Source organism: Aestuariibacter salexigens DSM 15300, assembly GCF_000429145.1.
Classification (GTDB): Bacteria; Pseudomonadota; Gammaproteobacteria; order Enterobacterales; family Alteromonadaceae; genus Aestuariibacter; species Aestuariibacter salexigens.
The window spans coordinates 94218-106881 of record NZ_AUBH01000004.1 but is presented as its reverse complement, the minus strand read 5'-3'; the positions used below and the strand labels follow the sequence as shown (position 1 = coordinate 106881).

The window sequence follows — 12664 nt, the reverse complement described above, 5'->3', positions numbered from 1 at the left end:
CGATATTGCTGAACGTTAAAAACCCGCCTTTAAGGCGGGTTTTTTGTTGACATTTTCCTGGCTTATTCCCCAAAAGCGCCGGCCGCCCCTGGGTAGACGACCGGACTTTCATAGCCATCTTTACTCACACTCGCCACACCAAAGAAGTAATTGTCGATGACAATATTCTCAAGCGTGTATTCGGTGACGTTGCCAACATAGCGACTGAACTGCCATTGGGGGGCATCGGTATAGCGCCAGTAGATTTTATAACCCGCTAATTGAGGATTTTGCTGTCCATCTAAAGCGCCCCATTTCAGCGTCGTACTTGGCTGAACTGCGCCTTCTATCTGCACGTTAATGGGAGGATTAGGTGCCCACGCCATTGCAGCAAGTGATACTGCATTGAGCCCGGTGAGCTTGGCAGCGTAGTCAAAGTTCACGCCATCCAGCGTATCACCATAGCGGATCCCATCTTCGACTCTGATATCCTGATGCTGACGATGATAATGCTCGTTGGTTTCCATTATCCTGACGCCCGGATAGCCTAAGTCGTTAAACGGGCGATGGTGACCTCCGCGGCGAAAGCGGTCGAGGCGATAGATAACCATGGTGTCTAGGTTTTCAATATAACGGTCGGCCATCCAGTCGATATAACGAGCCAGATTGCGGCTTGGTGAGTCTACCTCACCCCCAGTAAAGCGTCTCAGACGCGCCTCCTGCTCGGTTTCTGTTACTCGCGTGCCTTCAGCAAAAATACGAGCAGTGGTATTGTTGATGACACCGTTAATGCCTTCAATATTGCCGATCATATCGTTATTCAACACAGCTTTTATGCGCCAGCCATCCTGTTGGGCTTTTTCCGCCATGATACGGCCGCCAAACAGTCCCTGTTCCTCGCCAGCAAGCGCTGCATAAACGATAGAGCCGTGGAATTTATATTGCGACAGCACTCTGGCAGCTTCCAGCGTACCGGCTACGCCGGATGCATTGTCATTGGCACCAGGCGCATCATCGGTGTAGTTCATCACATCAGAAATACGAGAATCGATGTCTCCGGACATGACCACGTAGCGATCAGGGTCACTCATGCCACGCTGCACGGCAATTACACTAACCACCTCAACAGGATCAGGAATACGCCTTTCCCCGGAAATGGTTTTAGATTGAAAATAAACTTCAAGACACCCTCCGCATTGTTCAGAGATGCGCTCAAACTCAGCTTTGATCCAGCGCCGGGCCGCGCCGATCCCGCGCGTATCCGATTCGGTTTCGGACAATGTATGACGGGTACCAAAGCTCACCAGCTTAGTAATATCCCGTTCAATATTCTGCGCCGACACAGCCTTGGCGATATCATGTAAGTTCTTCTGGTCTGCATACTGAATGTCATCAGATGCAAAGGATGTAATAGGAATGGCAACCGCGGTTATTAGTGTCGCAGCCCAGTTTTTGGCTTTCATTATTGTTCTCCTGCCGGTAGGGTATCAGTGTTTACTGTGCAATGTCGCAACTGGTTCAATGTTGTGACAGTGATCCGGCAGGATAATCCTGACCTACTTAATCATCAACGTAACTGATTGACCAATCTGATGTGTCCGCTTGTTTTTCATCCCATATACAGCCAGCTTGATTTGCCCGAACGGCATCGTTTCCCGATCCAGAAATATCAGGGTATTTATGATGCGCTGGTTAACCAGCATGGTATTTCTGAGTCGCACTTTCATACTCCCGATGCTATCGATGTTGAGCGTGTAAAACGCGTTTTTGATCCCGGTTACATTGGCGATCTGGTAGCGGGTAAGTTGGATCCCAAAGCCATGCGCAGGATAGGGTTTCCATGGTCAATGCAATTGATTCGACGCACTCTGACTGCGGTGGGTGGCACGGTGCTTACTGCTGAATTAGCGCTTGAACACGGCACTGCACTTAACCTGACCGGAGGGTATCATCATGCATTTGCTAATTTTGGCTCCGGGTTTTGTATGGTCAACGATCTATATTTGGCTGCGTTGCGCATGTTGGAATCTGAGCACATAGACCGCGTATTGATTTTTGATTGTGATGTGCATCAGGGCGATGGCACGGCGAAGCTGGCTTCGAATAATCCGCAGGTGTTTACGGTTTCAATTCATGGCGAGAAGAATTTTCCTTATCGCAAACAAGTGTCAGATATGGATTTCAATCTTGCCAAAGGCACCACCGACGCAGAATATTTAGACACCGTCTCATCTGCCTTACAACTGGCAATGAGTATCAGTCAGGCCGATGCAGTGATATATGACGGCGGCGTGGATGTACACGAAAATGACGACCTGGGCCATCTGGAAATATCAACGCAAGGCGTGCTCGAACGGGACAGATTAGTGTTTGAAGCATGCCAGCGACAGGGTATCCCCGTGGCTGCGGTGATTGGCGGGGGATATCAACGAGATATCCCTGCCTTAGTTGACGTACATCTGCAACTGTTTAGGGCGGCTGGCGTGTTCTAATTTTCGTCACTTACTTTTGTTCATGCTCGTCTTTAAGCGTTTGAAACTTGTTCACCATCGACTCAACGTGCTGTTGTTCACCCACAAAAAATTCTTCTTCAGCTTTACCGATATCATGGGCAGCGCTCTCGATAGCTTTTTCAAAGCGCTGTTCCAGTGCTTGGGCCTGCTTTTCTAATTCATGCCATTGGTCGCGCATATCCATGCTCATCAAATGAGACTGTAATGCTAATTCGTCTTTAAGTGTTTGCATCTGCTGCCATAGAGGGTTTGTGCTTTTCATCGTGGTCGTCCTCGCATCAATAACTTTGGTCCCACTGTAACAAACCATTCAGCGATGCGTTGTTGATCAGGGACAATATTACGCCTTGCATTATGCAATCAAAATGATGCGACTATAAAGATTGCATCATAATGAGTGCATGTGTAGAGTGGTTGTGGATAGTAACGAGGTGAATATGAGCGAATTGAGTGGGTTAACTCACGGTCAGCGTGAGCGTTTGGCGTTTATCGATTTCAGTCTGCAGTACTTTGGCCATATCGCCCGCAGCGATTTGATTAATCGTTTTAAAACCGGTCTGGCTGCCAGCACCCGCGATTTCACTCAATATCGAGAGCTGGCACCGGATAATATGAGGCTGGTGCACCAAACCAAACAGTACTACCGCAGTGAAGGTTTTGTACCGCTTTTTAATCACGATCCCAGCGTGATCCTGACATCCTTGAGTCGCGGTTTTGGCGATGGGGTATCACATCAGGTACAGCCATCTTCGCAATGTATAGATGCGGTGAATTTGATTCATCCAGAACCACGTATTATTGCAACCTTGATGCGCGCCATACATAACCGGCAACCGCTGAGCTGTGAGTATGTCTCGTTAACATCCGGATTGTCACAGCGTGAAATCGTGCCCCATGCAATCGTCAACAATGGACACCGCTGGCATGTCAGAGCCTATGACCGCAAACACGGGGCATTTAGAGATTTTGTCTGTACTCGCTTTGTGTCAGCCACTGCGTTGCAACGAGACATTACATCGCTGGAAAGTCAGGCGAGTGACAGTCAATGGCACAACCTGCTTACCATGACATTGATCCCACACCCGGATATCCAACAGTCAAAAGCCATTGAAATGGACTACGGCATGCAGGATGGCAAGCGGGATATCGCTGTGAGAGCGGCACTGGCTGCATATTTGCTCAGGCACTGGCAGGTTGACTGTTCACCAGGACACAAAATTAAAGGGCAGGGATGTCAGCTTGCTCTGGCCAATCCTGACATATTGTCACAGGTTGAAAATCCCGGACTGGCCCCCGGTGTGTCTGTAGGCCATTGAGTCATTTTGAGAAAAAACTACTTACGCAAAAATAGCTTAGCCAAGTGATGGCGCCCTACGCTATTCAAATCGGGCTGGGATGGGTAGAATCGTTCGTCAATGCTGCTTCGTGTGCAGCATCTGCATAACAATGAGCGAGTCCGCAGCGTGCAAAAACTCGCCAGTCTCATGCTAGATAAACTGCTTGTTGGAAAGCTATGCCTGGATTACACAGAATCATTCTGATCGACACCCACTTGCCGGGTGTGGTGGAATTAAAACTCGACGGACACACAAATATCTGCGGTACTAATGCCTCAGGGAAAACAACCTTACAGCGCCTGATCCCGGTTTTTTACGGTGAGTACCCCAGCCGCGTTGTGCCTGCCACCCGAGATAGTTTCGAACGCTGGTATCTGCCTCGTGAATCGAGTTTTATTATCTATGAGTACGCACGCAATGAAGGCGATTTGTGTCAGGTGGTGCTGGCTTCCACTGGCAGCGGCGTAAACTATCGATTCATCGCTAAACCGTTCGAACTGGACGATTACCTATACAAAAATAAAGGCGGCAAACACACCAGTGTCTCGATGAATGAGCTGGCCAGATCGCTTAAACGCAGTAATGTGCTGGTAACAAATTTGCTTAACACCAAAGAGTACCGTGCCGTCTTGCAGAACGATCGCGGGGTTGTCAATGCATGCGCAAATTCCAGGGAATTGCTCGGCTATGCACGTATTTTCAGCCTCTGTGATTCATCACAGCATCTCCGCCACATAGAAAAGCTGGCCAAAGCGGTGCATTCGAAAGAAGGCAAAATGGAAACCATTAAGGCCATGATCGCCGCCATCCTTGAGGAAGACGGGGTACAACCACCAAATTCAAGCCTGCGCCGTAACAGAGTAGAGGACTGGATCAGGGAATGTCATCTCATCAAGGAGTTTGATGCAGTTCGCCCAGAGTTTGCCAAGTTAGAACGTGCCGACCACCAACTGAGTCAGAATGAACTGAGGCTCGCACAGCTGCATCAACAATTCAGCTTCGATGTAAGTAAGCTGTCTGCTGACATGAAAACCCAGCAAACCCAATTGGAAGATGCGCTACATGAACTGAAACACATTGAAAAACAATGGTCGGAACAACGTGATGAGTTGAACCAAATACTGTCATCTGCGCGCGCTGATATTGACAAGTACAGTGCTGAGCTTGACAGCGTTGAGCGCGAATACGAGGACTGGCAAGCGCAGGATATTGATACTCTACAAAACAATCTGCAGCAACTGCCTCAGTGGCAAAGTGAACTGGATATGGTTAATACCCGGTATGCGTTGCTGACTGAAAAACATCAGGATGTTGAATCGGCCTATAACAAAAGAGTGGCTGAGCTGTCAGAAAAATTAAATAACGAGCTGCACCAGTACAGTGAGCAAAAGTCACAGTTGCAGGATACCCTGGAGCAGCAACGGCAACAGGAACGCGACGCACTGCGCGCTATTCAGGATGAATTTCTTGCTCAGCGTAGCGAATACACTGAAAAGTTTTCGCAGCAGCTCAATCAGTACAAAGTTGAGCACGCCAGCATAGAGGCGGAACTGAAAAATGCGGGCTATTCGGAGTTTGAACAAACCCAGTTGGATCTTCTTGATGCGGCGATCAAAGAGGCCTCTGCGCATGAAGACAAATGTCGTGAAACCTTAAGGCGAGCACAGCAACAGTACACCCATGCAGTCAAGCAACGTGGTGAGAGAAATACAGAGCTTGAGCACGCCAGACGAGCGCTTATCGTTGCCCAGAAAGAGTTTGAAACCGTCCAGTCACTGCTATTTCCTGGTGAAGGTAGCTTGCTGGAATTTGTGCGCAAAAATATGCCTGAGTGGGAAGCGACGGTTGGCAAGATTATTGACCCGGCACTGTTAACGCGTACTGATCTGAAGCCAGAATTCCACACTGACCAGACTGGCGTCTATGGCCTGGTGATGGCATTGGAAAAGGTCGCCACGCCTGAATTTGCAAAAACTGAAGCACAGCTTAATGAGCAGCTGGCGACCTGCAAGTCTGCGATGGAGTCGGCAAATGAGCAGCAAAACGAGGCTGAAGATGCACTATCGACAGCCAGTGAAGTCGTGCGCAATGCTGAGTTAGAGCAGGCAAAATGTGAGAGTGACTGTCGGACTGCGGAAGCTGCCCGTCGTCGCGCCCAGCAGGATAAGGACGCGCTGCAACAGGAGTACCAGACTGCGCTGGCAAGTCGAAAGCAGGAGGCCAGGAAAAAATTAAAGGCCAACGAGCTTGTACAGACCAAATGTCAGCAACAGCAGGACGAAATGCTGCAAGAACTGAGCGATCAACAACGAGAAGCCGAAACAGAGCATCAGTTCCACTGGCAGCAGGTTATTGACGATGTGCGTGCGCAGTTGCAAAAAGTTGAGCAGCATAGTCAGCAAGCCAGAGAAAAGGCCGCCCAAGAACGCAAACAGACCGAGCAGTGGCTGGCCAACGAACTGGATAATCGCGGTGTTGATATCGATGAGATCGGTATACTTAAAAAACGCATCAAGCAACTGAAACAAGACATCCAGTTTACCGATGCGAATCGTCATAAGGTCAAGGACTACGAGCGCTGGTATCAGACTGTGTTTAACGGTCACAAAATCAACTGGCAAAAAGCGCTGAGTAAAGCGCGTAAATCTGCCAGCGATGCTGAGCGACAGCTAACCGCGCATGAGAGTGAATATCGTCAGCAGCGCGAGCAGTTGAAGGCACAACAGCAGTCTGCAGAGCAGGCACTAAAAACCGCTAAAGAGCAGGACCAGGCGGTGGCAACGCTGCAGCGTTCTCTCACCAAGCTATCTTTGCCAACTCCAGAAATCAGTGCGGAGTCAGCAACCGATACCATTGCTGTCAGCCAGCGTATTTCAGAAGGACAGGCATTGTTGCAGGAACGAGAGGAGTTACTGCAAGACATTAAAACTCTGGTAGAGCACTTCGACCAGCTGATAGCCGCGCAGGCCGGGACGGGACTTTCAGATACCTGGGAGCGTTCCAGAGAGGAATGTACCTACGTGAATGCGCAGGGGGTTCGTACTATTGATCATCGACGACTGGTCAGCCACCTTGCGCAGCTGCTGAATGTCATCGTGCCACAAAAGCTTCAGGGCTTACGAGAGCAGGGACGTATATTTGGGGCCTACCTGACACAATACTATAAAGTGCTTGAAGATATTGACAGGCGCATCGCCAGTCATAGCCGACGCATCACTCAGGAAGTTGAGGAAGAGTTATTCCTTGATGGCGTATCAGATTCGGCGGTCAAAATCCGTTCTCGAATCAGCGAACTGGAATTCTGGCCTGAACTCAAAGCATTCAATCGTCTCTATGATGAATGGATGGAGCAGGGGGCGACCGAACTGCCGGACGATGAGTACGGGCAGAGTATGCGTCGGGTATTAGACATTCTGGGACGTGACGCGCTAAGTGGTGGCATCAGTAAGTTGCTGGATATTGAACTTCATCTTAAGGAAGGCAACAGCGATTTGGTAATCCGCACCGATCGCCAGTTAAATGAATCGTCAAGTCACGGTATGGCCTATCTCATCTTGTGCAAATTCCTGCTCGCCTTTACGCGCTTGCTGCGTGGTGAAGCGGACGCGGTGATCCACTGGCCAATCGATGAGTTAGGTACGTTACATCAAAGTAATGTGAAGAAGATATTTGACGCCTGTCAGAAGAATCGTATCAGCGTGGTGGGGGCATTCCCGAATCCAGAGTCTGATGTATTGTCGTTATTCAACAATCGCTATTTGATCGACAAAAATACGCGCAAGTTGCAGGTGGTTCAGCCAAAAGTCAGTGCCATTAAGCAGCGTTTACAGCAGAAACAGACCAGTAAGGAGGTGCAGGCATGATCACTGAACAAGGTCGGGTTCTGGAGAAGCTGCTAAGCGGACAGTTTATTTGTCAAATCAGCGATGAAGACGCCTGGCGCTACATCAAAAATAAAGCCAATGTGGATAAGCTTGAACCCCACTTGAACCTGCTTAACCGCACGCTGTGTAGCAGTGCCGAAGGCGAAGTATTTTTTGCCGCCTATAAAACCTTAGGTGATGCTGAGCGAAAAGAACTGGCGCAGCAGTTTCAGGATACAGCGGCTAATTTGATGCCTCTGGTTGAATGGTTGCTGCTGGTACAGCAGGCCAACGGCGCTGATGTGCCCGTTTCAATCGGTACTGCACTGCGCTTGAATGAGCTACAAAGCGCGATTGAGGATACTCCAGCGTTTGCCGAGCAGTTGGAAAAAATATCCCGTTATCGCATGTTTGGCAGTACCAGTGTCAGTCTGGACGGACAGTTAAAGCAGGTGTTCAAACGTCTTACTGATTTGGGCTATCTGCTTAAGCCGAATCCTGACAAACAAATTTTTATTGCCACAGGCAAAATTGAACACCTTTATGAAGTGCTCAAATTCATTGATGAAACTGAATCACTGTCGCTAACCGAACAGGCTGAGTCAGCCGTCCAGCAGGGCCGTCTGATATGAATCAGAATCTCCATCAGGCCGGTGTTAAGCTGCTCAATGCGTTGAGTCGCCACAGTGATTTGATCATGCAGGTATATCTGTCAGGGCAGCTGGATGAATCCCGGTACAGTTCCAAAGTGATCGAAAACCTGACCCAGATGGGCGTATTGTGGAGACCTGAGGAAAATGTACCGCTGCGCCTCAAGAGTGCCGTTCGTACGCTGCTTGAAGGTAGTCTGCAGGATGAAAGAAATCGTCAGCTCGATGCCAATATTGGTGCCGCGCTGGATAGCCTTAAAACAGTAGCTCAGCACTACAAGGAAGCGCTTCATTTCAATCGTTTTGCCGAATCTCAGGCATACCTGTCAGACCTGACAGAGCATGTCTATGCGCTGGCCGAAGCCCTGGCTAATGCGGTAAGGGTGTTATTTGGTCGGATCAATAATGAATTTGGTTATGTCTCGTCGGTTGACGCCAAAATTAGAGAGAATGAACTGGCGCAGAAGCAGGTGTCTGAGTTACTTAATCAGATTGAACTGTTCCGCTTTGATGAGTTGAGTGAGCTTGCTGGCAGTAACAGAGAACTCAGGCAACTGCTTGTGGTTACCCTGCAGCAGAGTTTTTCGCGTGTCACGCAGGAACTGTCGGTGGTGCAGGCCAGACTGCTGGCGCTGCTGGGGCGCTTCAGAGAATTTAAAGGACGCACAAGACTGTTGAAAGGGTTTTTGCTGCATATGGAGCAGCAGCCAGACTTTGCCCCTACCGATTACACCAAGCTTAGTCAGGTGCCGGTGATGTTTAATCAGGCCGCCGCGCTTATTAATGCCGCTGCAGTGGACGTAAATAACGTCGAACATGAAAGTGAGCTGCAACAACTGGTCAGCTCGATCAGAGTCATTAAACGTCAGAACCGGCACGTCGATAAGCCCGCGGTCAATATCCCGGTAGAATCACAAAGCCACGTTGAGCTGGATGATACCCAATTGCGTTCAGCGGTAGAGGACTACTTCTGTGAGGTGATTGATACCGGGCAACGCATTACCGCGTTGGAGTATCACCAGCGACATGCGCTCGAGTTTGATGCGGAAGTGTGGCTGTATCAGGTGATAGGTGGCTATCAAGGCCTGACAGAAGAAGAGCAGGCGTACTTTGCTATTGAAGCGAGCGGTGAACCACACCCTGTCTACACCGGTAATTATCTTATTCACGACGTGGAGCTGGGCTTGCGTTAAAGATGTGGAAGTCCGGGCCCAATGTAGTCTGAAATTAATTTCGCACCTTTTGATAGTTTCATGGTCAAAATACGGCAACCGTTGATGTCATCATAATGATAAAAGTGGGGAGCGCTGATGCAGTTATCCGACCAGCAACGTTTTAATGAAGCCTTGTTTAAGCTAGCTATTTTGCTTTATCAGAGTGATGGCAAAATCACCCTGACTGAGCAGGATTACCTCGACAATCTGTTTGAACAGCGTGGCTGGGACAGCTACATCAGTCAGGATGCGTTCATTACAAATGCCATTCATGAGGCGCGTGTTGCAGTTGAAAATCGTGAACAGCGTGACTTCATCAAAGAACTCGCTAAAGACCTCAACTTATTTCCAGAAGAAGCTTTTGCGGTAGCGATGGAGATGACAGCGATTGATGGAGAACGCAGCGAGGAGGAAATCGAATTGCTCAAGTTTTTATCCAACAAAGTGCTGACAAGTCAGGTTGCCCAGAGTGCCTGAGTACATCATTTAATATGGAACTCATCAACTGCTCGGCTCGAAGCGGAAATATTCGGTTTCTACCGTGCAGGCGGTAGCCTCTTAAACCAAACTTTAAGTCAGACCTCATCGACCAGTCACCACCGCGTAGGCGGTGGCCTGTTTAGACAAGCAGCCCACATCCCATAAGTAGTTTGTTAGTCTTAGATGAAATAGCGCTTTCGCTACAAACAAGAAACTGGGTTACATGCTTCTTTGCGGAAACTGCTGCTTCTGATGAAGTACACGCATAATACGAATAATTTTGCCATCGACCCAATATGAAACAATCATTGAGATAGTCGGAATAATCAAAAGCCTCCCTCTAATTCCCTCTCTGTTAACACCCAAATCTAGATTATGTAGCAAGTTCGAAACTTTTGACTCGATCAATTTATCAGTTTGTTCGGCGGCTATGGGGTTAAATCCATAGAGATATTCAAAGATTTTCTGACGGTCTTTTAGAGACTCTTCTTCCCATAAAATCATTGAGAATTTTTACCCCTGATGCTTGATTTAAACCGCTCGATTTGTGCCTTTGCAGTGTCGTTATCAATAAACACAGAAGCGCCAGAGTCATACTTTTCAAAGGCTTCATTAACTTGTTCTGTAAGCCAGATTTCGTGCGACTGAGCCTTACGTTGAGCATCAGCGAGTTGTTCTGTTAACTCTCTACAAGCATCACTTAACGTTCTGCCTTGGCTTTCGGCCATCTGCTGCGCCAACCTTTTGGTCTCTTCATCGACTCGAAACTGGATTCTGGTTTCCATCGTAGTTTGCCTTAAACAATTGTGATGACAAACGTTAGCACAACTTTTTCAAGTTTGAAATTCTCCCAGAGACCGGTTTTAGCGACATTCAAGACACTGAGCCCCATCAAAAGGATGAAGGGCGGTTTCACGTGCTCATAATACACCCGTTGCCACAGGTGTGACGTGAAGTGATTGGCACCTATACGCCTGTCAAATTTGTTAAAGTCCCACCAAGCGTCTAATTCACAAAAATTATTTTTTCTATGCAGCCCATCACTTCAACTTATGCTGAGTATTCACCGCTGCACGTTGACTATTTATTCACCTGAGCGAAAGATTTAAACAAGTGTTTGACTCAACGCCAGCGAAAATTGTGGCCGAGCAAACGTCGGCTACAGATTGGCTGTCGCTATAAGAATAAGGAGACAACATGCCGATAATCGCTTTTGTGAAAGAATGCGTAGCAGGTGAAAAGCGTTGTGCCGTTCTGCCGGCAAACGTAAAAGCCTATGCTCTGATGGGCGCTGAAGTCCTGGTGGAATCTGGCATTGGTGCGCATATACATATTGATGATGAGGCTTACATTGAAGCTGGCGCTAAAGTGCTGGCTGAACGTGCTGAGCTTTTGGCTAAAGCCGACATTGTTGCCACCTTGCACAAGCTGGCTCAGCAAGATCTATCAGCCCTGTCTTCCAGTACTCTGGTGATAAGTCATCTCGATCCATTCAATGATAAAGCCACGCTTGAGACACTGAAACAGTCAGGATTGACTGCCATCAGCATGGAAATGATCCCACGCATTAGTCGCTGTCAGAAGATGGACTCGCTTAGCTCACAGGCCAGTCTGGCGGGCTATGTCATGGTCTCGAAAGCGATGAATGCGCTGCCGCGCGTGTTGCCCATGATGATGACGCCGTCGGGTACGTTAAAACCTGCTCGTGTATTTGTCATAGGCGCTGGCGTAGCGGGGTTACAGGCCATTGCTACTGCCAAACGTCTGGGAGCCAATGTCATCGCTTTTGATACCCGCAGCGTGGTGGCTGAACAGGTACAATCATTAGGGGCGAAGTTTCTCGATATTGATCTGGGTGAAACCGGGCAGACCGACCAGGGCTACGCGCAGGAGCTTACCGCAGAACAGATGCAAATTCAGCAGGCTGCACAGGCTAAATGTATCGCTGAGTCTGACATCGTGATCACGACCGCACAGCTGTTTGGGCGTAAACCGCCAGTGTTGATTAAGGCGGATGTGGTCGCATCCATGAAGCCCGGTAGCGTGATTGTAGACATGGCAGCCGAGAACGGTGGCAATGTGGAAGGCAGTGTTGCCGGTCAAACTGTTAGCGTGAACGGTGTCACTATCATTGGTACCGGCGCCTGGGCTAATGAAGTGCCTCTGGATGCCAGTCAGATGTATGCCAACAACGTACAGAATCTGCTTTCTGATATGTGGGATAAAGAAGCGCAAACGCTGAAAATCGATATTGAAGACGAAATTCAATCCTCAGCCATTATCACTCACCAGGGTGAGTTGATTAACAAAACCATAAAGGCCTTGTATGAGAAGGAGGCACAAGTATGACGGGTATTTATCTACTATTTATCTTAATGCTGGCGATTTTTGTTGGCTTTGAAGTGATCCGCAAAGTGCCTGCTACCCTTCACACTCCGTTAATGTCAGGTGCAAATGCGATTTCCGGGATCACGCTGATTGGCGCTCTGGCATTGGCTGGCAGCGAATCCGGTAGCTGGTCTACCTGGTTGGGCGCCGCTGCGGTGTTCTTTGCCACCATCAATGTGATTGGCGGATACCTCGTCACTGACCGCATGCTTGCCATGTTTAAAAAGAAATAGGACAGGA

Annotated in this window: 12 protein-coding genes; 8 read left to right on the top strand and 4 right to left on the bottom strand. The window is 48.7% G+C overall.

Annotated features, from left to right (window positions below; translation table 11 throughout):
• Positions 1-62: 62 nt before the first annotated feature.
• On the bottom strand, positions 63-1442 hold the full coding sequence (locus tag G441_RS0107805; protein ID WP_051275426.1) for a M28 family metallopeptidase: 1380 nt from the start codon (positions 1440-1442) through the stop codon (positions 63-65).
• A 129-nt stretch (positions 1443-1571) separates the two neighbouring features.
• On the opposite strand from G441_RS0107805, the gene G441_RS0107800 reads away from it, so the two are divergent.
• Positions 1572-2471 (top strand): histone deacetylase family protein, encoded by a 900-nt coding sequence (locus tag G441_RS0107800; RefSeq protein ID WP_026375827.1) that lies wholly within the window; start codon positions 1572-1574, stop codon positions 2469-2471.
• Positions 2472-2481: 10 nt separating this feature from the next.
• Here G441_RS0107800 and G441_RS0107795 read toward each other — a convergent pair whose 3' ends face one another.
• Positions 2482-2754 carry a hypothetical protein gene (locus tag G441_RS0107795; protein WP_026375826.1) on the bottom strand — a complete coding sequence of 91 codons (273 nt, stop codon included), beginning with the start codon at positions 2752-2754 and terminating at the stop codon, positions 2482-2484.
• 175 nt (positions 2755-2929) lie between these two features.
• On the opposite strand from G441_RS0107795, the gene G441_RS0107790 reads away from it, so the two are divergent.
• The 5 genes from G441_RS0107790 (at position 2930) to G441_RS0107770 (ending at position 10033) form a co-directional block, all read left to right on the top strand.
• Complete coding sequence (locus G441_RS0107790) at positions 2930-3808, top strand: WYL domain-containing protein (protein WP_084407309.1); 879 nt, start codon at positions 2930-2932, stop codon at positions 3806-3808.
• A 197-nt stretch (positions 3809-4005) separates the two neighbouring features.
• A complete protein-coding gene (locus tag G441_RS0107785) occupies positions 4006-7692 on the top strand; it encodes an ATP-binding protein (protein WP_026375824.1) in 3687 nt (1228 codons plus the stop codon).
• Entirely contained in the window at positions 7689-8324 is a 636-nt protein-coding gene (locus G441_RS0107780) for a condensin complex protein MksE (RefSeq protein ID WP_026375823.1), read from the top strand. The genes G441_RS0107785 and G441_RS0107780 overlap by 4 nt, the downstream gene beginning before the upstream one ends.
• Positions 8321-9535 (top strand): hypothetical protein, encoded by a 1215-nt coding sequence (locus G441_RS0107775; RefSeq protein ID WP_026375822.1) that lies wholly within the window; start codon positions 8321-8323, stop codon positions 9533-9535. Before G441_RS0107780 ends, G441_RS0107775 begins: the two co-directional genes overlap by 4 nt.
• A 117-nt stretch (positions 9536-9652) precedes the next feature.
• Entirely contained in the window at positions 9653-10033 is a 381-nt protein-coding gene (locus tag G441_RS0107770) for a tellurite resistance TerB family protein (protein WP_026375821.1), read from the top strand.
• Between the two features lie 222 nt (positions 10034-10255).
• Here G441_RS0107770 and G441_RS0107765 read toward each other — a convergent pair whose 3' ends face one another.
• Entirely contained in the window at positions 10256-10540 is a 285-nt protein-coding gene (locus G441_RS0107765; protein WP_026375820.1) for a type II toxin-antitoxin system RelE/ParE family toxin, read from the bottom strand.
• On the bottom strand, positions 10537-10821 hold the full coding sequence (locus tag G441_RS0107760) for a type II toxin-antitoxin system TacA family antitoxin (RefSeq protein WP_026375819.1): 285 nt from the start codon (positions 10819-10821) through the stop codon (positions 10537-10539). The genes G441_RS0107765 and G441_RS0107760 overlap by 4 nt, the downstream gene beginning before the upstream one ends.
• A 412-nt stretch (positions 10822-11233) precedes the next feature.
• On the opposite strand from G441_RS0107760, the gene G441_RS0107755 reads away from it, so the two are divergent.
• Both G441_RS0107755 and G441_RS0107750 read left to right on the top strand, forming a co-directional pair.
• On the top strand, positions 11234-12385 hold the full coding sequence (locus G441_RS0107755; RefSeq protein WP_026375818.1) for an NAD(P) transhydrogenase subunit alpha: 1152 nt from the start codon (positions 11234-11236) through the stop codon (positions 12383-12385).
• Positions 12382-12657, top strand: coding sequence for an NAD(P) transhydrogenase subunit alpha part 2 (locus G441_RS0107750; RefSeq protein WP_026375817.1), 276 nt, complete (start codon positions 12382-12384; stop codon positions 12655-12657). Before G441_RS0107755 ends, G441_RS0107750 begins: the two co-directional genes overlap by 4 nt.
• The last annotated feature ends 7 nt before the right edge of the window (positions 12658-12664 follow it).